The 21,772-nt window shown below is 62.1% G+C and carries 18 protein-coding genes and 1 tRNA gene; 2 read left to right on the forward strand and 17 right to left on the reverse strand.

The window, feature by feature from the left end; all coding sequences use genetic code 11:
- The 4 genes from NKH19_RS30630 to rpsL all read right to left on the reverse strand — a co-directional run.
- A partial coding sequence (locus NKH19_RS30630) for a GTP-binding protein (protein ID WP_032908143.1) occupies positions 1–91 on the reverse strand: 91 nt, incomplete at its 3' end.
- A gap of 98 nt (positions 92–189) precedes the next feature.
- Positions 190–2,280 (reverse strand): elongation factor G, encoded by a 2,091-nt coding sequence (fusA, locus tag NKH19_RS30635; protein WP_352873590.1) that lies wholly within the window; start codon positions 2,278–2,280, stop codon positions 190–192.
- A 29-nt stretch (positions 2,281–2,309) separates the two neighbouring features.
- Positions 2,310–2,780, reverse strand: a complete 471-nt coding sequence (gene rpsG / locus NKH19_RS30640) for a 30S ribosomal protein S7 (RefSeq protein WP_008875664.1) — start codon at positions 2,778–2,780, stop codon at positions 2,310–2,312.
- A 74-nt stretch (positions 2,781–2,854) separates the two neighbouring features.
- Positions 2,855–3,226 carry a 30S ribosomal protein S12 gene (rpsL, locus tag NKH19_RS30645; RefSeq protein ID WP_006333356.1) on the reverse strand — a complete coding sequence of 124 codons (372 nt, stop codon included), beginning with the start codon at positions 3,224–3,226 and terminating at the stop codon, positions 2,855–2,857.
- A gap of 495 nt (positions 3,227–3,721) precedes the next feature.
- Here rpsL and NKH19_RS30650 point away from each other — a divergent pair, with 495 nt between their 5' ends.
- Positions 3,722–4,003 carry a transcriptional regulator gene (locus NKH19_RS30650; RefSeq protein WP_352873587.1) on the forward strand — a complete coding sequence of 94 codons (282 nt, stop codon included), beginning with the start codon at positions 3,722–3,724 and terminating at the stop codon, positions 4,001–4,003.
- A 172-nt stretch (positions 4,004–4,175) separates the two neighbouring features.
- Complete coding sequence (locus NKH19_RS30655) at positions 4,176–5,102, forward strand: Gfo/Idh/MocA family protein (RefSeq protein WP_352873586.1); 927 nt, start codon at positions 4,176–4,178, stop codon at positions 5,100–5,102.
- Positions 5,103–5,135: 33 nt separating this feature from the next.
- On the opposite strand, the gene NKH19_RS30660 is transcribed toward NKH19_RS30655, so the two are convergent.
- From NKH19_RS30660 to NKH19_RS30720, 13 genes are all read right to left on the reverse strand, one after another.
- Entirely contained in the window at positions 5,136–5,801 is a 666-nt protein-coding gene (locus NKH19_RS30660) for an O-methyltransferase (protein WP_352873585.1), read from the reverse strand.
- An 81-nt stretch (positions 5,802–5,882) separates the two neighbouring features.
- Positions 5,883–10,079 (reverse strand): DNA-directed RNA polymerase subunit beta', encoded by a 4,197-nt coding sequence (gene rpoC / locus NKH19_RS30665; protein WP_352873584.1) that lies wholly within the window; start codon positions 10,077–10,079, stop codon positions 5,883–5,885.
- A gap of 131 nt (positions 10,080–10,210) precedes the next feature.
- Positions 10,211–14,347 carry a DNA-directed RNA polymerase subunit beta gene (rpoB, locus tag NKH19_RS30670; protein ID WP_352873582.1) on the reverse strand — a complete coding sequence of 1,379 codons (4,137 nt, stop codon included), beginning with the start codon at positions 14,345–14,347 and terminating at the stop codon, positions 10,211–10,213.
- Between the two features lie 251 nt (positions 14,348–14,598).
- Complete coding sequence (rplL, locus tag NKH19_RS30675) at positions 14,599–14,976, reverse strand: 50S ribosomal protein L7/L12 (protein ID WP_027038853.1); 378 nt, start codon at positions 14,974–14,976, stop codon at positions 14,599–14,601.
- Between the two features lie 54 nt (positions 14,977–15,030).
- Complete coding sequence (gene rplJ, locus NKH19_RS30680) at positions 15,031–15,549, reverse strand: 50S ribosomal protein L10 (protein ID WP_013531412.1); 519 nt, start codon at positions 15,547–15,549, stop codon at positions 15,031–15,033.
- 376 nt (positions 15,550–15,925) lie between these two features.
- Positions 15,926–16,624 carry a 50S ribosomal protein L1 gene (gene rplA / locus NKH19_RS30685; RefSeq protein ID WP_109672641.1) on the reverse strand — a complete coding sequence of 233 codons (699 nt, stop codon included), beginning with the start codon at positions 16,622–16,624 and terminating at the stop codon, positions 15,926–15,928.
- A gap of 4 nt (positions 16,625–16,628) precedes the next feature.
- Complete coding sequence (gene rplK, locus NKH19_RS30690) at positions 16,629–17,057, reverse strand: 50S ribosomal protein L11 (protein ID WP_013531410.1); 429 nt, start codon at positions 17,055–17,057, stop codon at positions 16,629–16,631.
- Between the two features lie 175 nt (positions 17,058–17,232).
- Positions 17,233–17,760 carry a transcription termination/antitermination protein NusG gene (nusG, locus tag NKH19_RS30695; protein ID WP_352873580.1) on the reverse strand — a complete coding sequence of 176 codons (528 nt, stop codon included), beginning with the start codon at positions 17,758–17,760 and terminating at the stop codon, positions 17,233–17,235.
- Between the two features lie 27 nt (positions 17,761–17,787).
- Positions 17,788–17,991, reverse strand: a complete 204-nt coding sequence (gene secE, locus NKH19_RS30700) for a preprotein translocase subunit SecE (RefSeq protein WP_140501618.1) — start codon at positions 17,989–17,991, stop codon at positions 17,788–17,790.
- A gap of 364 nt (positions 17,992–18,355) precedes the next feature.
- A tRNA-Trp gene (locus NKH19_RS30705) sits at positions 18,356–18,431 on the reverse strand.
- A gap of 194 nt (positions 18,432–18,625) precedes the next feature.
- A complete protein-coding gene (locus NKH19_RS30710; protein WP_352873579.1) occupies positions 18,626–19,108 on the reverse strand; it encodes a group II truncated hemoglobin in 483 nt (160 codons plus the stop codon).
- Between the two features lie 101 nt (positions 19,109–19,209).
- On the reverse strand, positions 19,210–20,853 hold the full coding sequence (locus tag NKH19_RS30715; protein WP_352873577.1) for a COG3904 family protein: 1,644 nt from the start codon (positions 20,851–20,853) through the stop codon (positions 19,210–19,212).
- Between the two features lie 161 nt (positions 20,854–21,014).
- Positions 21,015–21,772, reverse strand: a 758-nt coding sequence (locus NKH19_RS30720) for an EF-Tu C-terminal domain-related protein (RefSeq protein WP_352983489.1), incomplete at its 5' end; no start/stop codon positions are given.

The raw sequence follows: 21,772 nt of genomic DNA on the forward strand, positions 1-21,772 counted from the left end.
CCGCCGTCAGCGACGTCTTGCCATGGTCGACGTGGCCAATCGTGCCGATGTTCACGTGAGGCTTGTTACGCTCGAATTTACCTTTGGCCATAATCGTTCTCCGTCTATTCTACCCGCTTGGGGGAAATTGTTATTCGCTCTTCAGATCCGGCACCGCGCAAGGGACGCGACCCGGTGGCTAAGGAACCCTTACGCGTATTTCTTCTGGACTTCCTGAGCCACCGCCGTCGGGACCGGCTCATAGTGATCGAACTGCATCGTGTAGGCCGCACGGCCCTGGCTCATCGAGCGCAAATTGTCGACGTACTTGAACATGTTGGCTAGCGGCACCATCGCGTTGATAACCACGGCCACGCCACGTGCTTCCTGGCCCTGGATCTGGCCACGACGGCCGTTCAGATCGCCGATGACGCTGCCGACGTAGTCTTCGGGCGTCACAACTTCGACCTTCATGATCGGCTCGAGCAGCTGCACCCCAAGCTTGGGTGCAGCTTCACGGAAGCAGGCGCGGCCGGCGATTTCGAATGCCAGGACGCTGGAATCGACATCGTGGTAAGCGCCGTCGATCAGCGTCGCCTTGACGCCGATCATCGGGAAGCCCGCGAACGGACCCGAGGTCATGACGCTGTTGATGCCCTTTTCGACACCGGGGATGTATTCCTTCGGCACGGCGCCGCCGACGATCTTGGTATCGAACTCGAACTCGCTGCTGTCCGGGTTCGGCTCAAAGACGATCTTGACGCGGGCGAACTGACCGGTACCGCCGGTCTGCTTCTTGTGCGTGTAATCCTGCTCGTGCCTGCGGGTGATCGTCTCGCGATAGGCCACCTGCGGCGCGCCGACATTGGCCTCGACCTTGAACTCGCGACGCATGCGGTCGACGATGATGTCAAGGTGAAGTTCGCCCATGCCGGAAATGATGGTCTGGCCGCTTTCCTCGTCGGTCTTGACGCGGAAGGACGGATCCTCGGCGGCCAGGCGGTGAAGGGCGAGGCCCATCTTTTCCTGGTCGTTCTTGGTCTTCGGCTCGATGGCGATCTGGATGACCGGATCGGGGAATTCCATGCGCTCGAGGATGACCGGATGCAGCGGATCGCTGAGCGTGTCGCCGGTGGTCGTGTCCTTGAGACCGGCAAGAGCAACGATGTCGCCGGCAAAAGCCTCTTCAACGTCGGCGCGCGAATTCGCATGCATCTGCAGCATGCGGCCGATGCGCTCCTTCTTGCCCTTCACGGTGTTGTCGACCGAGATGCCCTTGGTGAGCTTGCCCGAATAGATGCGGGCAAAGGTGAGCGAACCGACGAATGGGTCGTTCATGATCTTGAAGGCGAGCATCGACAGCGGCTCGTTGTCGTCGGCGTGACGCTCGATCTCGGCGTCGGTCTTGGCATCGACACCCTTGATGGCCGGAACATCGGCCGGCGACGGCAGATATTCGACGACGGCGTCGAGCAGCGGCTGCACGCCCTTGTTCTTGAAGGCCGAGCCACAGAACATCGGGTAGAACTTCACCGCGATGGTGCCCTTGCGGATCAGCGCGCGGATCTCGTCATTCGACGGCATCTTGCCTTCGAGGTAATTCTCAAGCGCCGTCTCGTCCATTTCGACGGCGGCCTCGATCATCTTCTCGCGGTATTCCTCGGCACGAGCCTTGAGGTCGTCCGGGATCTCGACGATGTCCCAGGCAGCGCCCAGCGTCTCGTCGCGCCAGACCAGCGCGTTCATCTCGACGAGGTCGACAACGCCCTTGAACTCGGTCTCGGCGCCGATCGGCAGCTGCATGACAACGGCATGCGCACCGAGACGCGAACCGATCATCTCGACCGAGCGGTAGAAGTCGGCGCCGATCTTGTCCATCTTGTTGCAGAAGATCATGCGCGGAACGCGGTACTTGTCGGCCTGACGCCAGACGGTTTCCGTCTGCGGCTCAACGCCGGCATTGGCATCGAGCAGCGCGATAGCGCCGTCGAGAACGCGCAGCGAACGCTCAACTTCGATGGTGAAGTCGACGTGGCCGGGGGTGTCGATGATGTTGAAGCGGTACATCTTGCCGTCACGAGCCTTCCAGAAGGTCGTGGTCGCGGCGGACGTGATGGTGATGCCGCGCTCCTGCTCCTGCTCCATCCAATCCATGGTGGCAGCGCCGTCGTGGACTTCGCCGATCTTGTGCGACTTGCCCGTGTAATAGAGGACGCGCTCGGTGGTCGTCGTCTTGCCGGCGTCAATATGCGCCATGATACCGAAATTGCGGTAGTCTTCGATTTTGTATTCGCGGGCCATCGTAGCTGCCTCTCAGTCTCGTTCGCGCTTTACCAGCGGTAGTGCGCGAAAGCGCGGTTGGCTTCAGCCATCTTGTGGGTGTCTTCACGCTTCTTGACGGCGGTGCCGCGGTTGTTGGCCGCATCCATCAGCTCGCCGGAAAGGCGGTCGACCATCGTGGTCTCGTTGCGGTTGCGGGCGGCGGCGATCAGCCAGCGAATGGCCAATGCCTGGCGGCGCTCGGGACGCACGTCGACCGGAACCTGATAGGTAGCGCCGCCGACACGACGCGAACGCACTTCCACATGCGGCGCGACATTGTCGAGCGCCTGATGGAAGACGGTGACCGGCTCCTGCTTGGTCTTCGACTGAACCTGGTCGAGAGCGCCGTAGACGATGGTCTCGGCAACCGACTTCTTACCGTCATACATGACGGCGTTCATGAACTTGGTGACGATCAGATCACCGAACTTCGGGTCCGGATTGATCTCACGCTTTTCTGCACTGTGACGACGCGACATGGCTTTTGTCTCTCAATCTCATAGCCCGACGCACTCAAGCAGCGCCAAGGCCGGAAAATCTTACTTCGAGCGCCTTACTTCGGGCGCTTGGCGCCGTACTTCGAACGGCGCTGCTTGCGGTTCTTCACACCCTGCGTGTCGAGCACGCCGCGGATGATGTGATAGCGAACGCCCGGAAGATCCTTGACGCGGCCGCCGCGGATCATCACCACGGAGTGTTCCTGAAGGTTGTGGCCTTCGCCGGGGATGTAACCGATCACTTCAAAACCATTGGTCAGGCGGATCTTGGCCACCTTGCGCAGCGCCGAGTTCGGCTTCTTCGGCGTCGTTGTATAGACGCGCGTGCAGACGCCCCGCTTCTGCGGGTTCTGCTGCATGGCCGGGACCTTGTTGCGCTTCACCGGCGCAATGCGCGGCTTGCGGATCAGCTGGTTGACGGTAGGCATTAAACCCTCTTGTCTCTCAATTCCGTGTCTCGCCCGGTCAGGGCCGCTCAAAGCGTCATTTCCATACGCGAATTCGGGCCACGAACCGCGCCTCGCGGTCTTGCCCGAACAAATGGCAGAGGAAGCGGAACCGCTTCGTGCACGCCGGAAATGTCTTTTCGCTCGTAAAACGAACCCTGTTTGAGGCAAGCTCCAAAGCGTGTCGCTTCGGAAGGGAGAGCCTCACATCGGTTCTGACTGGGCGGCTTCTACTCGTAAGACCGCGGACCGTCAAGCCCGGAGCGCTAAATATTGCGCGCCAATCAAGGCTCGGCAGCCATGCGAAAAACGCATGTAATTTTCTTTCGCGATTTTGCAAGGGCGAGGAAGAAAGTGCCAAGCCTTTAGCAAAGTGAATGGCTTTGCGCTGTTGCGCGGCTCTTCTTCATGCGAAAAGGCCGCATGAGCAGACAGAACCCCCTCGCCCGCCCACACATCGCCAAGAGGAATCGACCCGTGAACGACAATGAAGAACGCCCGGTCACCATCATCACCGGCCGGGTGTGGAAGAAAAAGGGCGGCAAACCGGAAGGCGTCCACGTCATGCTGGTCGCGCCCGACGACGATTCGGCGGTGCGCCGGGCACTCGAATCGCTTGCTGCGGAAGGTTACGCCGAGGCCGAGCTCGACCAGATAGGCGACATGGACGGCGTGCCCGATGAAGAGCCGCATATCTCCGCCTTCCAGGGCGCGCTCGAAGGCGAAGTTTCGATCGTTACCTTCGACGTGCCGATCTGAAACCAGGCCTCGGCTCAGTTTTCGAATCGGCCATCGAGGCGAATCGGCGATCGGGGCTTCCTGAACGCCGGCGCGGCGGTTCGAGGAGGGCTGGGGTGGGCTTGTCGGCCGGCTTGCCCGGGGCAAGTGTTCTGATAAGAAGCATCACCATTGTTCAACAGACGGAGCGGCCGTGTCCCAGCCCATCAAGATTGGCATCGTCGGCGTCGGCAAGATCGTCCGCGACCAGCATCTGCCGGCCCTGGCGAAGGATCAGGACTATCGCCTCATCGCGGCCGCCAGCCGGCATGGCAAGGTGGATGACATTCCGAATTTTCCGACCATCGAATCCATGCTCGATGCGGTGCCCGAACTCGAGGCCGTATCGCTTTGCATGCCGCCGCAGTTCCGCTACGACGCGGCGCGGACGGCACTCGAGGCGAAGAAGCATGTCTTCCTGGAAAAGCCGCCAGGCGCCACTGTCAGCGAGGTCGAGGACCTCAAGGCATTGGCCGCGCGGAACAGCGTCTCGCTGTTCGCCAGCTGGCACTCGCGCTATGCGCCGGCCGTGGAGGCCGCGCGCGCCTTCCTGAGCTCGGCGCGCATCAGCTCGGCCGCCATCAACTGGAAGGAAGACGTGCGCCGCTGGCACCCGAACCAGGAATGGATCTGGGCTCCCGGCGGTTTTGGCGTCTTCGATCCCGGCATCAACGCGCTATCGATCGCCACTCACATCCTGCCGCCGATGTTCATCACTTCGGCAATACTCGATTTTCCCGAAAACCGCGCATCCCCGGTTGCCGCGCGCGTCTCCTTCCGCACTTCGAATGGCTTGCCGGTGACGATGGACCTCGACTGGCTGCAGACAGGCCCGCAAAGCTGGGACATCCTGGCCGACACCGACAAGGGCGCCATGGTGCTGTCGGGCGGCGGCTCCAAGCTCGCGGTCGACGGCAAGGTGGTTCATGACGTGCCGGAGGCCGAGTACCCGATGCTCTACAAGCGCTTCGCCGAGATCGTGCGAGCCGGCGTTTCCGATGTCGACCTGGCGCCGCTCCAGCATGTCGCCGATGCGTTCATGCTCGGCAAGCGCAACGTGGTCGAGGCCTTCTTCGATTGAACAGGGACGGCTTGGCTGTTCGCCTATCGGCTGTCAATTGACGATCGCGATGGCAAAGCCGTCATAGCCCTTCGCGCCAACGGTCTGGATGCCGGTGCCGTCCAGATGCTTCTCGCCGCCAATGAACGAGAATGCGGCGCGTGCGCCTTCTACATTGGGATCACGGCCACCCTGATCGAGCACAGCACCGTCGCGTATGACGTTGTCGCAGATGATCACGGTTCCCGGCCTCGAAAGCCGCATGGCCCAGGATAGATAATGCGGGTTGTTCGGCTTGTCGGCGTCGATGAAGACGAGGTCAAACGGTCCGGCATTCTCGGCACCCAGCGCGGCAAGCGACTGAAGGGCAGGCCCGACCCGCAGTTCCACACGCTCCGAGACGCCTGCCCGCTCGAAATTCGATTGCGCGACGTCGGCGTGGAGCGGATCGAGCTCAAGCGTCACGATCTTGCCATCGACAGGCAGCGCCCGCGCCATCCAGACGGTCGAATAGCCGCCCAGCGTGCCGATCTCGAGAACCTTCTTCGCTCCCTGTATGCGCACAAGAAGTGAAAGCAGCTTGCCTTGCGCCGGCGACACGTCGATCGCCGGCAGGCCGTGGTCGTGGTTGGCCGCCAGAACGGCATCCAGGACGGGGTCCGCCTCAAACAGGGAACCGACGATGTAGTCGTCGACTGCCGCCCAGCTCGTCTTGCTCATTATTTTTCTCCGATCCGATGCGGAACCCAAAACGCGAAAAGGGGCCACTTGGCCCCTTTTCCTTCTTCCCGTCTTCCGTGCTTACTGCGCGGCGTTTGTCATGTCGGCCAGCATTGGCTCGGCGACTTCCACACCGGAGGCCTTGCGGCGCTCGTCGATGATCAGTTCGTCGCGCGAGGTGGCGATGCGCCGGATCTGGCTCATCGTGCCGCCGGTGCCGGCCGGGATAAGCCGGCCGACGATGACGTTTTCCTTCAGTCCCTGCAGCATGTCGGTCTTGCCGGCAACCGCAGCTTCCGTCAGCACCCGGGTCGTCTCCTGGAAGGAGGCGGCCGAGATGAAGGACGGCGTCTGCAGCGATGCCTTGGTGATGCCGAGCAGCACCGGCAGGCCTTCGGCCGGCTTCTTGCCGTCCTCGACCAGACGCTCGTTGACCTCTTCCAGTTCGATCACGTCGACATGATCGCCTGGAATGTAGGTCGAGTCGCCCTGCACCGTGATCTCGACCTTCTGCAGCATCTGGCGAACGATCACCTCGATGTGCTTGTCGTTGATCGACACGCCCTGCAGACGGTAGACTTCCTGGATTTCGTTGACGAGGTAGGAAGCAAGTGCCTCCACGCCCTTGATCGCCAGGATGTCGTGCGGCGCCGGATTGCCGTCGAGGATGTAGTCGCCCTTCTCGATGACGTCGCCGTCCTGGAGATGGAACGGCTTGCCCTTCGGGATCAGGTATTCGACCGGCTCAAGCGTCGAGTCATGCGGCTCGATGATGATGCGACGCTTGTTCTTGTAGTCGCGGCCGAAGCGGATCGTACCGTCGATCTCGGCGATGATGGCGTGATCCTTCGGACGACGTGCCTCGAACAGTTCGGCAACACGCGGCAGACCGCCGGTGATGTCCTTGGTCTTGGCGCTTTCCATCGGGATACGCGCCAGCACGTCGCCGGGCCGAACCTGCGAGCCCGGCTCGACCGAAAGAATGGCCTCGACCGAGAGCAGGAAGCGGGCGTCGCCACCCTTGGACAGCTTGCCGACCTTGCCCTTGGCGTCCTGGATGGCAATCGCCGGCTTCAGGTCGTTGCCGCGTGGCGTCGAGCGCCAGTCGATGACCTCACGCTTGGTGATGCCGGTCGACTCGTCGGCGGTTTCCTGAACGGAAATGCCGTCGACCAGATCCTCGTACGATACCCTGCCCTCGATTTCGGTGAGGACCGGGCGGGTGTAGGGATCCCACTCGGCGATACGCTGGCCGCGCTTCACCTTGTCACCATCGTCCACGAAGATGCGCGAACCATAGGTGAGGCGGTGCGAGGCGCGCTCCTTGCCGGCTTCGTCGAGGATCAGCACCGCCATGTTGCGGCCCATGACCATCTGCTGGCCGTCGGAGTTGCGCACCACGTTGCGGTTGCGGATCTCGACCTTGCCCTCATAGGAGGCTTCAAGGAACGAGCTATCCACCACCTGTGCCGTACCGCCCATGTGGAAGGTACGCATGGTGAGCTGGGTACCCGGCTCGCCGATCGACTGCGCCGCGATGACGCCGACTGCTTCACCCTGGTTGACCGGGGTGCCGCGGGCCAGATCGCGACCGTAGCAGACCGCGCAGACGCCAACCCTGACTTCGCAAGTCAGTGCCGAGCGAATGCGAACCGACTGGACGCCGGCCTTTTCGATCTGTTCCACGTCACGCTCGTCCATCAGCGTTCCGGCCTTGACCAGGATCTCGCCCGACACCGGATGGGTGATGTCGTCGAGCGACGTACGACCCAGCACGCGCTGGCCGACCGAAGCGACGACCTGACCGGCATCGACGATCGGCTGCATGGTGAGGCCCTTGTCGGTGCCGCAGTCGACGGAGTTGACGATGCAGTCCTGCGCCACGTCGACCAGACGACGGGTGAGGTAACCCGAGTTCGCCGTCTTCAAGGCGGTGTCGGCCAGACCCTTGCGGGCGCCGTGGGTCGAGTTGAAGTACTCGAGCACGGTCAGGCCTTCCTTGAAGTTCGAGATGATCGGCGTCTCGATGATTTCACCCGACGGCTTGGCCATAAGGCCGCGCATGCCGGCGAGCTGACGCATCTGGGTGGGCGAGCCACGCGCACCGGAGTGCGACATCATATAGATCGAGTTCATCGGCTTTTGACGGCCATTGTCCTCGAACTCGACCGCCTTGATGCGGGCCATCATTTCGTCGGCGACCTTTTCCGAGCACTTGGCCCAGGCGTCCACGACCTTGTTGTACTTCTCGCCCTGCGTGATCAGACCGTCATTGTACTGCTGCTCGTATTCCTTGGCCAAAGCCTCGGTATCGGAGACCAGCTTGATCTTGGCATCCGGGATCAGCATGTCGTCCTTGCCGAACGAAATGCCGGCACGGCAGGCATGGCTGAAGCCGAGCGCCATGATGCGATCGCAGAAAATGACCGTCTCCTTCTGACCGCAGTGGCGGTAGACGGTGTCGATCATCTTGGAGATGTTCTTCTTGGTCATCTCCTGGTTGGCGGTCTCATAAGGCACGTTGACGTTCTTCGGCAGAAGCTCGCCGATGATCATGCGGCCAGGGGTGGTGTCATGGATCTTCGACACGACCTTGCCTTCGGCGTCGACCGTGCGGAAACGACCCTTGATCTTGGAGTGCAGCGTCACCGCCTTGGTCTCGAGCGCGTGCTGGAGTTCGCCCATGTCGGCAAACACCATGCCCTCGCCCGGCTCGTTCTGGTTGACGATCGAGAGATAGTAGAGACCGAGAACCATGTCCTGCGACGGCACGATGATCGGCGCGCCGGAAGCCGGGTGCAGGATGTTGTTGGTCGACATCATCAGCACGCGGGCTTCAAGCTGCGCTTCCAGCGACAGCGGCACGTGAACGGCCATCTGGTCGCCGTCGAAGTCGGCGTTGAAGGCCGTGCAGACCAGCGGGTGCAGCTGGATCGCCTTGCCTTCGATCAGGATCGGCTCGAACGCCTGGATGCCGAGACGGTGCAGCGTCGGCGCACGGTTCAACAGCACCGGATGCTCGCGGATGACCTCGTCGAGGATATCCCAGACTTCTGGACGCTCCTTCTCGACCAGCTTCTTCGCCTGCTTGACGGTCGAGGAGTAACCCTTGGCGTCGAGACGGGCGTAGATGAAGGGCTTGAACAGTTCGAGCGCCATCTTCTTGGGCAGGCCGCACTGGTGCAGCTTGAGCTCCGGACCGGTCACGATGACCGAGCGGCCGGAATAGTCGACGCGCTTGCCGAGCAGGTTCTGGCGGAACCGGCCCTGCTTGCCCTTGAGCATGTCGGACAGCGACTTCAGCGGACGTTTGTTGGCGCCGGTGATGACGCGGCCGCGACGGCCGTTGTCGAACAGTGCATCGACGGCTTCCTGCAGCATGCGCTTTTCGTTGCGCACGATGATGCCGGGGGCGCGCAGCTCGATCAGCCGCTTCAGACGGTTGTTGCGGTTGATGACGCGGCGATAGAGGTCGTTCAGATCCGACGTGGCGAAGCGACCGCCGTCCAGCGGGACGAGCGGGCGCAGGTCCGGCGGGATCACCGGGACCACCTTCATGATCATCCATTCCGGACGGTTGCCGGATTCCATGAAGTTCTCGACGACCTTGAGCCGCTTCAGATACTTCTTCTGCTTCAGCTCGGAGGTGGTCGAAGCCAGTTCCGAACGCAGGTCGCCGGCGATCTTCTCCAGGTCCATGCCGGCCAGGAGGTCATGAATGGCCTCGGCGCCGATCATGGCGGTGAACGAATCCTCGCCATACTCGTCGACGGCGATCATGTACTCTTCCTCGCTGAGCAACTGGTGCTCCTTCAGCGCGGTGAGGCCAGGTTCGGTGACGATGTAGTTCTCGAAATAAAGGACGCGCTCGATGTCCTTCAGGGTCATGTCGAGCAGCGTGCCGATGCGCGACGGCAGCGACTTCAGGAACCAGATATGGGCGACCGGTGCCGCCAACTCGATGTGGCCCATGCGCTCGCGGCGAACGCGCGACAGCGTGACTTCGACGCCGCACTTCTCGCAGATGACGCCCTTGTATTTCATGCGCTTGTACTTGCCGCACAGGCACTCATAGTCCTTGATCGGGCCAAAAATGCGCGCGCAGAACAGACCGTCACGCTCCGGCTTGAAGGTGCGGTAGTTGATGGTCTCCGGCTTCTTGATCTCGCCGAAAGACCAGGACAGAATCTTCTCAGGGCTGGCAAGCGATATCCGGATGGAATCGAACACCTGCGCAGGCGCCTGCGGATTGAAGAGATTCATGACCTCTTGGTTCATGCCGTTCTCCTTTTCGGGGTCCTCGAAAACCCCTTGCATCTAGTCGCGAGCCAAACGCCCGCCGTCTTGTCGGCCACTGGCCGAAGAATTTGGTGCATCCGGTCGCGGCAGCCCGCGACCGGATGTCTTTCTTACTCGGCCGCGTCGGGCAGCCGGATCGGGTTGTCGTCGAGCTTGGTGTTCTCAAGCTCGACATTGAGGCCGAGAGACCGCATTTCCTTGACGAGAACGTTGAAGCTCTCCGGAATGCCGGCCTCGAAGGTGTCGTCGCCACGGACGATCGCCTCGTAGACCTTGGTGCGGCCGGCGACGTCGTCCGACTTCACCGTCAGCATTTCCTGCAGCGTGTAGGCGGCGCCGTATGCTTCGAGCGCCCAGACCTCCATCTCGCCGAAGCGCTGGCCACCGAACTGCGCCTTGCCGCCCAGCGGCTGCTGGGTGACGAGCGAGTACGGACCGATCGAACGCGCGTGGATCTTGTCGTCCACGAGATGGTGAAGCTTGAGCATATATATGTAGCCCATCGTCACCTTGCGATCGAACGGCTCGCCGGTGCGTCCGTCATAGAGCTGCGACTGACCGCTGGTGTGCAGGCCCGCCTGCTCCAGCATGATGTTGATGTCAGCCTCATGCGCGCCGTCGAACACCGGGGTCGCGATCGAAACGCCGCGGCGCATCTGCTCGCTGAGGCGAACGATGCTCTCGTCGTCATACTCGCGAACCGGCTCGTTGCGGTCGTTGGCCGGGATGAAGCTTTCGAGCGTCTTGCGCAGCGGCTTGATATCGCCCGCCACCTTGTACGCGTCGATCAGCTCGCCGATCTTCCTGCCCATGCCCGCGCATGCCCAGCCCAGATGCGTTTCCAGGATCTGGCCGACATTCATGCGGCTCGGCACACCCAGCGGGTTGAGCACGATATCGGCATGCGTGCCGTCCTCGAGGAAAGGCATGTCCTCGACCGGAACGATCCGCGACACGACACCCTTGTTGCCGTGACGGCCGGCCATCTTGTCGCCGGGCTGCATCTTGCGCTTCACGGCCACGAAGACCTTGACCATCTTCATGACGCCAGGAGGCATTTCATCGCCGCGCTGGACCTTCTCGACCTTGTCCATGAAACGCTGTTCGAGCGCCTTCTTGGAGTCGTCGTACTGGCCACGCAGGGCTTCGAGTTCGCTCTGGAGCTTTTCGTTCTCCACGGCAAACTGCCACCACTGCGAACGCGGATACTCGTCGAGCGTATCCTTGGACAGCGTCGAGCCCTTCTTGAAGCCCTTCGGTCCAGCGATCGCTTCCTTGCCGACGAGCACGTCGGAAAGACGCGCGTAGACGTTGCGGTCCAGAATGGCCTGCTCGTCGTCGCGGTCCTTGGCGAGGCGTTCGATCTCCTCGCGCTCGATCGCCATGGCGCGCTCGTCCTTCTCCACACCGTGGCGATTGAAGACGCGCACCTCGACGACGGTGCCGAAAGTGCCCGGAGGCATGCGCATCGAGGTGTCGCGCACATCGGATGCCTTTTCGCCGAAGATGGCGCGCAGAAGCTTTTCTTCCGGCGTCATCGGGCTTTCGCCCTTCGGCGTGATCTTGCCGACCAGGATATCACCCGGCTGAACTTCGGCACCGATGTAGACGATGCCGGCTTCGTCGAGGTTCTTCAGCGCTTCTTCCGAGACGTTCGGGATATCGCGCGTGATTTCCTCCGGCCCGAGCTTGGTATCGCGCGCCATGACCTCGAACTCCTCGATGTGGATCGAGGTGAAGACGTCATCGGCGACGATGCGTTCGGACAGGAGGATCGAGTCCTCGTAGTTGTAGCCGTTCCACGGCATGAATGCGACCAGCACGTTGCGGCCGAGTGCCAGATCACCGAGCTCGGTCGACGGACCGTCGGCGATGATGTCGCCCTTGTTGACCCGGTCGCCCATACGAACCAGCGGACGCTGGTTGATGCAGGTGTTCTGGTTCGAACGCTGGAACTTCATCAGCCGGTAGATATCGACGCCGGACTTGCCCGGATCGAGATCCTCGGTGGCGCGGATGACGATACGCGTCGCGTCGACCTGGTCGACGATGCCGCCGCGGCGGGCGCCGATGGCGGCGCCCGAGTCACGGGCGACGATCGGCTCCATGCCGGTGCCGACGAACGGCGCCTCGGCGCGCACCAGCGGCACGGCCTGACGCTGCATGTTCGAGCCCATCAGGGCGCGGTTGGCGTCGTCGTTTTCCAGGAACGGGATCAGGGCCGCGGCAACCGACACCATCTGCTTGGGCGAAACGTCCATCAGATCGACGTTTTCGCGCGGCGCCATCATCACTTCGCCGGCGCTGCGGCAAATGACGAATTCGTCGACGAAACCACCGTTCTTGTCGAGCTCGGCGTTGGCCTGCGCGACATGGTGCTTGGCCTCTTCCATCGCCGAGAGATAGACGACTTCATTGGTCAGCTTGCCGTCGACGATCTTGCGGTACGGGCTCTCGATAAAGCCGTACTTGTTGACGCGCGCGAAGGTGGCCAGCGAGTTGATCAGACCGATATTCGGGCCTTCCGGCGTCTCGATCGGGCAGATGCGGCCGTAATGCGTCGGGTGCACGTCGCGCACTTCGAAGCCGGCGCGCTCGCGGGTCAGACCGCCCGGTCCAAGCGCCGAGAGGCGGCGCTTGTGGGTGATCTCCGACAGCGGGTTGGTCTGGTCCATGAACTGCGACAGCTGCGAGGAACCGAAGAACTCGCGCACGGCGGCGGCCGCCGGCTTGGCGTTGATCAGATCCTGCGGCATGACCGTGTCGATCTCGATCGAGGACATACGCTCCTTGATCGCGCGCTCCATGCGCAGCAGGCCGACGCGGTACTGGTTTTCCATCAGCTCGCCGACCGAACGCACGCGACGGTTGCCGAGATTGTCGATGTCGTCGATTTCGCCCTTGCCGTCACGCAGTTCGACCAGCGTCCTGACCACGGCCAGGATGTCGTCCTTGCGCAGCACGCGCACGGTGTCCTCGGCCTTGAGCTCGAGGCGCATGTTCATCTTGACGCGGCCGACGGCCGACAGATCATAGCGCTCGCTGTCGAAGAACAGCGAGTTGAACATGGCTTCGGCGGTCTCGAGCGTCGGCGGCTCGCCGGGACGCATGACACGATAGATGTCGAACAGCGCGTCCTGGCGGCTCTCGTTCTTGTCGACGTTGAGCGTGTTGCGGATATAGGCGCCGACATTGACGTGGTCGATGTCGAGAACCTTGATCTCGTCTTCGCCGGTGCCGAGCAGAACCTTCAGCGTCTTCTCGTCGATCTCGTCGCCGGCTTCGAGGAAGATCTCGCCGGTGGCGAAGTTGACGATGTCCTCGGCCAGGTAGTTGCCGAGCAGATCCTCGTCCGTCGCCTTGATCGCCTTGAGACCCTTTTCGCCGAGCGCCCTTGCCTGGCGTGCGGTGATCTTCTTGCCGGCTTCGACGACGACCTCGCCCGTATCGGCATCGACCAGGTCGCCGACAGCCTTGAGGCCGCGGAAACGCTCGACGTTGAACGGAATGCGCCAATGGTCGCCGGCGCGCTTGTAGGTGATCTTGTTGTAGAAGGTCGACAGGATCTCTTCGCCGTCCATGCCGAGCGCCATCAGCAGCGACGTCACCGGGATCTTGCGGCGACGATCGATGCGGGCGTGCACGACGTCCTTGGAATCGAACTCGATGTCGAGCCACGAACCGCGATAGGGGATGACGCGCGCGGCAAACAGAAGCTTGCCCGACGAGTGCGACTTGCCTTTGTCATGGTCGAAGAAGACGCCCGGCGAGCGGTGCATCTGCGAGACGATGACGCGCTCGGTGCCGTTGACGATGAAGGTGCCGTTCAGGGTCATGAGCGGCATGTCGCCCATGTAGACGTCCTGCTCCTTGATGTCCTTGATGGACTTGGCGCCGGTATCCTCGTCGATATCGAACACGATGAGGCGCAGCGTCACCTTGAGCGGCGCGGCATAGGTGAGGTCGCGCTGACGGCATTCGTCAACGTCGAATTTCGGTCCTTCGAACTCGTACTTCACGAACTCCAGCATCGAGGAGCCGGAAAAATCGGAGATCGGGAAGACCGACTTGAAAACTGCCTGCAGTCCCTCGTCCGGACGCCCGCCCTTGGGCTCCGCGACCATCAGGAACTGGTCATAGGATGCCTTCTGAACCTCGATCAGGTTCGGCATCTCCGCAACTTCCGGAATCTTTCCGAAGAACTTGCGTACGCGTCTGCGGCCATTGAAAGTCTGGGTCTGGGCCATCGTCGCTCCTTAGCTCAAAACTCGGGACGAGCCTCGCCGCGGCTCGCCTTGCATGCTGGGCCACCTTGGCGGCAACCCTCTGTCTGTTTTCCCGGCGCCTGTCGGCGGCCGGTTAGAACGGGAGAAAACCCGTTTCCTGAAGGCCGGTTTCGGCCCTCAGGAAAGAGGTTCTCGTACGTCTCGCGTTACGCATGCTCCCTTCCAGGCGAAGGGAGTGGCGGACGGCGCGAGGCCGTCCGCCGCTTTTACGCTTACTTCAGTTCGACCTTGGCGCCGGCTGCTTCCAGCTGGGCCTTGAACTTGTCAGCGTCGGCCTTGGAAACGGCTTCCTTGACCGGCTTCGGAGCCGCTTCAACCAGATCCTTGGCTTCCTTGAGGCCAAGACCGGTGATGGCGCGGACTTCCTTGATGACGTTGATCTTCTGAGCGCCTGCCTCGGTGAGGACGACGTCGAATTCCGTCTTTTCCTCGACCGGAGCAGCAGCGGCCGCACCACCGCCAGCGGCGGCAACAGCCACCGGAGCAGCGGCGGAAACGCCCCACTTTTCTTCCAGAAGCTTCGACAGCTCGGCCGCCTCGAGGACGGTCAGCTTCGAAAGGTCGTCTACGATCTTTGCGAGATCAGCCATTGTTGTATTCCTTCATAAGGTTCGAACGTGTGTTTGTGATAGCGAGGAACGGCCTCATGCCGCCTCGTCCTTCCGGGCGTAAGCGCCGATGACGCGCGCGACCGAAGCCGCTGGCGCATTGACGATCTGGGCGATCCGGGTTGCCGGCGTGGCGATCATGCCAACCAGCCTGGCGCGCAGCTCATCGAGCGACGGAAGTGTGGCGAGTGCCTTCACACCGTCGGCGTTGAGCGAGGTGGTGCCCATTGCGCCGCCGAGAATGACAAGCTTGTCATTTCCCTTGGCGAAATCGGACGCGACCTTCGGCGCCGCAATCGGATCCTCCGAATAAGCAATCAGCGTCTGTCCCTTGAACAGCTCGATGATCGATGCGGAGTCCGTGCCCTGAAGAGCGATTTTGGCGAGACGGTTCTTCGCGACTTTGACGGTGCCACCGGCGGCGCGCATTTTCGACCGAAGGTCGTTCATTTGCGCGACGGTGATACCGGCGTAGTGGGCCACGACCACTGAACCTGCGTTCGAGAACGCACCGTTCAGGCCCGTGACGAGTTCGCGTTTTTCCGCTCTGTCCACTGCCTATCTCCAGTTGACCCCTGCCCCATTAACGGGGACAGGCGTCGGGTTGCCTTTGTCGGCCGGGCCATCCAGTAACGGATCTCCCGAACGACGCTCGAGGATCCTGCCCCCTTTCGCCACACCGGCCGGCAAGCCGGACGATGCGCAGACAAAAGGCAAACACGGTTCGAACCTTTCATTGGAGCAATCGCTCCGTTGTCCGGTCTTCACCCGTCTCATGCAGGCCCAAATCGAATTAAGGCTTCTGGGCCGCCTGCAATCTCGGACAGGATGTCCGGAAACCTCTCGGTTTCCGGTACCGGGCCGCCGACGAGTCGGAGGCCCGGAATTCACTTGCGGATCAGCCCTTTAGCGGCCGATCCGAATGTTCGTATCAGGACGCTGTGAGCGTCGCGACGTCGAGCTTGAGGCCCGGGCCCATCGTCGAGGTGACCGACACCTTCTTGACGTAGTTGCCCTTGGCGCCAGCCGGCTTTGCCTTGGTCACGGCGTCGGCGAAGGCGCGGATGTTCTCTTCCAGGGCCTTGACCTCGAACGAGACCTTGCCGACGCCGGCATGAACGATGCCGGCCTTCTCGACGCGGAACTCGACAGCGCCGCCCTTCGATGCCTTGACGGCGGCGGCAACGTCGGTGGTTACGGTGCCGACCTTCGGGTTCGGCATCATGCCGCGCGGGCCGAGCACTTTGCCCAGACGGCCGACGAGCGGCATCATGTCCGGCGTCGCGATGCAGCGATCGAAATCGATCGTGCCCTTCTGGACGATGTCGACCAGATCCTCGGCACCGACGATGTCGGCGCCGGCGGCGCGCGCTTCGTCAGCCTTGTCGCCGCGTGCGAACACAGCGACGCGCACCGAGCGGCCGGTGCCGTTCGGCAGATTGACCACGCCGCGGACCATCTGGTCGGCGTGGCGCGGGTCGACGCCGAGGTTCATGGCGACTTCGATGGTCTCGTCGAACTTGACCGAGGAACGGTCCTTGAGCAGCTTCAGTGCATCACCCAGGGCGTAAGCCTTGTTGGGATCGATGCCTTCGCGGGTCTTCGATACACGCTTTGCAATCTTTGCCATGATCTTAGCCCACCACTTCCAGACCCATCGAGCGGGCGGAGCCCTCGACCATGCGCATGGCCGCTTCGACGTCGTTTGCGTTCAGATCCTTCATCTTCGCGGTGGCGATCTCGCGGACCTTGTCACGCGAAACCGTACCGGCCTTGACCTTGCCCGGCTCCTTGGAACCAGACGTCAGGTTAGCCGCCTTCTTCAGGAAGTAGCTCACCGGCGCCGTCTTCATGACGAAGGTGAAGGACTTGTCCTGGTAGTAGGTGATGACGACCGGAACCGGCGATCCCTTTTCCATTTCCTGGGTCTGCGCGTTGAACGCCTTGCAGAACTCCATGATGTTGATGCCACGCTGACCAAGCGCCGGGCCGATCGGGGGAGACGGCGTGGCCGATCCCGCTTTGACCTGGAGCTTGAGCTGGCCTGCAATTTTCTTAGCCATCTCTTTTCCTGCCTTTGTCTATGCCGGCTCCCATGAACGGGAAAGTGCCGGCGGTTGCAGTCTGGTGGTGCGATCCATGCGGCCGGCTAAAGCCGCACTCGTCTCCCACCGTTCTCAAGAGCCGCGCGATCTCCGCGCCGCTCTTCCCTGCCGCGCTTGGCGGCAGGATTTCGGATCAGCCCTTTTCGACCTGTCCGAATTCCAGATCGACAGGCACGGCGCGCCCGAAGATCGAAACTTCCACCTTGAGCCGCGCCCGCTCCTCGTCCACTTCCTGGACGAAACCGTTGAACGACGCGAAGGGACCATCCGAAACGCGGATCGCCTCGCCGATCTCGAACGTGACCGAGGGCTTGGGCCGCTCGACGCCTTCCTGCACCTGGTTCAGGATGCGCTGGGCTTCCGCCTCGGTGATCGGCACCGGCTTGGAGTCACCCAGGAAGCCGGTGACCTTCGGCGTGTTCTTGACCAGCGAGAACACAGCGTCGGTCAGGTTGGCCTTCAGGAGCACATAGCCCGGGAAGAACTTGCGCTCGGCATCGACCTTGCGGCCGCGACGAATCTCGACGACCTTCTCGGTCGGCACCACGATCTGGTGGATATCGGCGGACAGGCCCTTCTGCTTGGCCTTGTTCTCGATGTCCTCGGCGACCTTCTTTTCAAAGTTCGAATAGGCGTGGACGATGTACCAGCGCGCGGTCATTTCAAGACTTCTCCGTAATCGCCGGACTTAGCGTCCGATGCCCAGAATCTGTTCGACCGCGAGGCCCATGAGCTGATCAGCGGTGAAGAAAAAGACCATCGCGATCACAGCGAAAGCCAGGACCATGACCGTCGAGATCATCGTTTCGCGCCGCGACGGCCAAGTCACCTTGGCGGTCTCCGCGCGAACCTGCTGGAGAAAGACGAAAGGATTTGTGGTTTTCGAAGCCATATGCCGCTCTGTCTTCAAGACCCGTTGGCCGGGTCTCCTGGATGATCCCGCTGGCCGGGACGTGCCGCCTGAGCCCAATCTTGCGCCGAATCAGCGCAATCAATTCGCCCATGCAAATCAGACGCGTAAAGCCGGCTTCCCAGCTCCACGCGTCGCGTGTCTGTTTCGTCTACATAAAACCGATTCTTGATCCACGCAAGTGGCAAGTGTCCGCTTTATGACCAAACGCCGCATCGGAACCATCCAGTCGTTCCGTCCCGGCTATGAGGCCATTATGCCCCAAGCGAGCTGATATGGCAAGCGGGTCGCCGATTTTCAAAGGGCAGACCGCAGAAATATCGTTTTGAAACGCCATTTCGAGAAATGGCACGGGCAGCAGGGCTCGAACCTACGACCTGCGGTTTTGGAGACCGCCGCTCTACCAACTGAGCTATGCCCGTACGTGCGCATATCGGCGCAGCAGGCGCTTCCTAAAAGCTTCCGCTCGCTCTGTAAAGAGTGGTTTGCAAGCAAACGCGCCATAACCCCGTTCCCCTCAGCACCAGATGTTCGAGGCCGAGGCCTTCCCACTCGCGCCAGCGCACGATCTTGAAATTTCTCGGCATTGCTCCGAGACTCCCGTGGCGACCGAAAGCTACTTTGGACCCGGTGGCCGATACGGCCCGCCCGGCACACCCCAGCCCCAGGCCGGCATCCGTTCCGTCTGAGGATCGCAAGTTTCGCCGAGATTGGAGTTCATCTTGGCCAGCCGCGATCCCCATTCGACATAGCCCATGAAGGCCGAACGAAATTCCGGATCGTCAGGCAGGGCGACCGCGTCGGCGGCGTCGGCCAGGAGGTTGATCCAGCGGCGGCGCTGCTCCTCGGTCAGATGCTTGCCCAGATGATGCGTGACCATCTCGCGGTGGCCGCCAAATTGCTCGCTGTAGGTTTTCGGTCCGCCGAAAACCTCGCCGATGAAGGCCGCGACATGGGCGGGATGATCCGGCGACATGGCCTTGAATACCGGCCCGACGATCGGATCCTGCGCCACCTTGTCGTAGAAAATCTGGGTCAGCCGGTTCAACGCCTCGCTGCCGCCGGCCCATTCGTAGAGTGTCGGGATATCCTGGCTCATTCTCGATCCTCCGCCGGCCCCGGCGCCGGCAGCAGCGACGATAGCGGCAAAATCGAGAATGGCTCAACCTGCCTCGATGGTCAGTCTCCGACGTTGCCGCTCTACAGTTTGGCGGGCGCGTCAGCCTCGGCATTGGCGGAAGGCCGGATCCGGCAATTCCGCGGTTTCGGCACCCCGTCGCAGATGGTGGCACCGGTCAGCGCGTCGACCGATTGCGGGCTCGTCGTCAGCCCGAGCCTCAGCATCGTGCCGGGTTCCAGCTGCCGCTCGACCGAGCGCCCCTCGATCGCCGTGAATAGAGCGGGATCGATCCCCATCTCCTCGAGATAGGCCTTGACCACCCGCATTTGCCCCATCGGGTACAGGCTAAGCCGCGCACGGGGACCGACAAGCCGTCTCACGCCGCCGGCAAGCATGAGCGCACAGGCCGAACCGCACTCCACTCCCGCATCGATACTCAGCCCGGCATAGGCGCCCTCCTTGGCCAGGCAACTCCACTCTCCCGGGTCACAGTCGACGAAATCGGTGCGGCCAACGGCGACGTCGAGCTTCCTTTGATGGATAAGCCGTCCCGCCGCCAGAGCGCCAAGCAGGTCGCCACCCTTTGAGCTGAGCACGACAGGCAGCAGCCGGTCGCCAAGCGTGGCGAGCAACTGGCGCAGCCTCCGCGGGGTCCGAGGCGTGATCACGCCTTCCGCCGAGATCCATTCCGGGCAATCCGGATTGCAGAGCGGGTTGCTGCCGCGAACCACGACGAAGCGCATGTCTTCATCGCGCTGCACACCCTCGGGCCCGGCCGGCAGCGGAGCAGGCTTGGCCGCGGTCGTCAGGCCATCGGGCTTATTCCCCGGTATTTCCAGGCAATTCGCGGCCAATCGATCCGGCCTGCACAGGCTCGCGGCGGTCAACAGGTCCACGGCATCCACACTGGTGACCAATTTCATCGTCAGCATGTCGTCGAGGGCGATCTGGTGGATTTCGCTGGCCGGCGTACTCTTCATCGTTTCGAGCACGCTTTGTTCGATGCCCATCTCGTTGAGATAGGTCGCCAGCTTTTTCTCCACCGCCTTGCTCATCTCGTAGGTCTTGTAGCTGCCGGCGTTCTTGCGGCTGACGATCCTTGTGTTGAGGACCTTCTTCTTGCCCCCCACGATGCGGTAGGTGGTCCGGTATTGCAGTTTCGTGCGGATGTAGGTCGTGGTGATCTGATGGACGCCGAGATAGGTCCATTCGCCCGCTACCCGCCGGACGCCACCGGCAAACATCAACGGACAGGCGGAATTGCACATGGCGCCATAGGCAAGGACACTGCCAAAGTAGCGGACGCCATTCTTGTCACGGTCCTGGCAACCATTCGCGTCGGGCTGGCAACCGGAGAACACTGTCTTGCCGATGGCGATATCGAGCTTGTTCTTGCGGATCAGCCGGCCAAGCGTCAGCGCCGCCTCGACATTGCCGCCGGGAGAATCGACGACGATCGGCAGTTTTCGCCCGCCAAGCGTCTTCAGCATGCGTTTGAACAAAGCCGGCGTTCCAGCTTCTATCGAGCCTTCCGCCGAGATCCATTCCGGACAGATCGGCTCGCACCCCGGTGCATTGCCGCGGACAATACCGAATCGCATTGTCGGACCGAGATCCGGGGCCGTATCCGTCGCAAAGGCACGTCCGGTGACAAGCAACGCCAGCAGGCAGATCAGCCGCAGCGACCACACTGCCCGACGATGGAAAAGGCGCCCTGGAACCATTGGAAAAAAGCCCCTTGATGCAACCTATACTAGACGAGGTCCAAAGGCTTGCAACAGGGTCCGGTCGACAAGGCGAACACCCAATCGCCAGGCAAAAGAAAAGGGCGGCCCCGAGGACCGCCCTTTCCGTTTCGAACCCGACCGGCACAGGCCGGTATCGGTTATTCCTTGATGGTGACGACGATGCCGGCACCGACGGTGCGGCCGCCTTCACGGATGGCGAAGCGCAGCTTCTCTTCCATGGCGATCGGCACGATCAGCTCGACATCGACCGTGATGTTGTCGCCCGGCATCACCATCTCGGTGCCTTCCGGCAGCGACACGATGCCGGTCACGTCGGTCGTGCGGAAGTAGAACTGCGGACGGTAGTTGGTGAAGAACGGCGTGTGACGGCCACCTTCGTCCTTGGTCAGGATGTAGGCTTCGGCCACGAACTTCTTGTGCGGCTTGACCGTGCCCGGCTTGGCCAGAACCTGGCCGCGCTCAACGCCTTCACGATCAACGCCGCGCAGCAGCGCGCCGATGTTGTCGCCAGCCTGGCCCTGATCGAGCAGCTTGCGGAACATCTCGACGCCCGTGCAGGTCGTCTTGGTCGTCGGACGGATGCCGATGATCTCGAGTTCCTCGCCGACCTTGACCACGCCGCGCTCGACGCGGCCGGTCACGACCGTGCCACGGCCCGAGATCGAGAACACGTCCTCGATCGGCATCAGGAACGGCTTGTCGAGCGGACGAACCGGGGTCGGGATGTAGGCATCGACCGCCGCCATCAGCTCGCGGATCGCGTCCTCGCCGATCTTCTTGTCCGAATCTTCAAGAGCAGCCAGAGCCGAACCCTTGACGATCGGAATGTCGTCGCCGGGGAACTCGTTCTTGGTCAGAAGCTCGCGCACCTCGAGCTCGACCAGTTCGAGCAGCT

It is taken from the genome of Mesorhizobium sp. M1338, assembly GCF_040318045.1.
In the GTDB taxonomy this organism is placed as follows: Bacteria; Pseudomonadota; Alphaproteobacteria; order Rhizobiales; family Rhizobiaceae; genus Mesorhizobium.

Bases quoted from the DNA above. Each gene is read 5' to 3' on its own strand.
- NKH19_RS30660 (WP_352873585.1), bottom strand. From the start codon at position 5,801: ATGAGCAAGACGAGCTGGGCGGCAGTCGACGACTACATCGTCGGTTCC.
- rplA (WP_109672641.1), bottom strand. From the start codon at position 16,624: ATGGCAAAGATTGCAAAGCGTGTATCGAAGACCCGCGAAGGCATCGAT.
- rpoB (WP_352873582.1), bottom strand. From the start codon at position 14,347: ATGGCCCAGACCCAGACTTTCAATGGCCGCAGACGCGTACGCAAGTTC.
- rpoC (WP_352873584.1), bottom strand. From the start codon at position 10,079: ATGAACCAAGAGGTCATGAATCTCTTCAATCCGCAGGCGCCTGCGCAG.
- fusA (WP_352873590.1), bottom strand. From the start codon at position 2,280: ATGGCCCGCGAATACAAAATCGAAGACTACCGCAATTTCGGTATCATG.
- secE (WP_140501618.1), bottom strand. From the start codon at position 17,991: ATGGCTTCGAAAACCACAAATCCTTTCGTCTTTCTCCAGCAGGTTCGC.
- NKH19_RS30715 (WP_352873577.1), bottom strand. From the start codon at position 20,853: ATGGTTCCAGGGCGCCTTTTCCATCGTCGGGCAGTGTGGTCGCTGCGG.
- nusG (WP_352873580.1), bottom strand. From the start codon at position 17,760: ATGACCGCGCGCTGGTACATCGTCCACGCCTATTCGAACTTTGAAAAG.
- rpsL (WP_006333356.1), bottom strand. From the start codon at position 3,226: ATGCCTACCGTCAACCAGCTGATCCGCAAGCCGCGCATTGCGCCGGTG.
- rpsG (WP_008875664.1), bottom strand. From the start codon at position 2,780: ATGTCGCGTCGTCACAGTGCAGAAAAGCGTGAGATCAATCCGGACCCG.
- NKH19_RS30710 (WP_352873579.1), bottom strand. From the start codon at position 19,108: ATGAGCCAGGATATCCCGACACTCTACGAATGGGCCGGCGGCAGCGAG.
- rplK (WP_013531410.1), bottom strand. From the start codon at position 17,057: ATGGCTAAGAAAATTGCAGGCCAGCTCAAGCTCCAGGTCAAAGCGGGA.
- rplL (WP_027038853.1), bottom strand. From the start codon at position 14,976: ATGGCTGATCTCGCAAAGATCGTAGACGACCTTTCGAAGCTGACCGTC.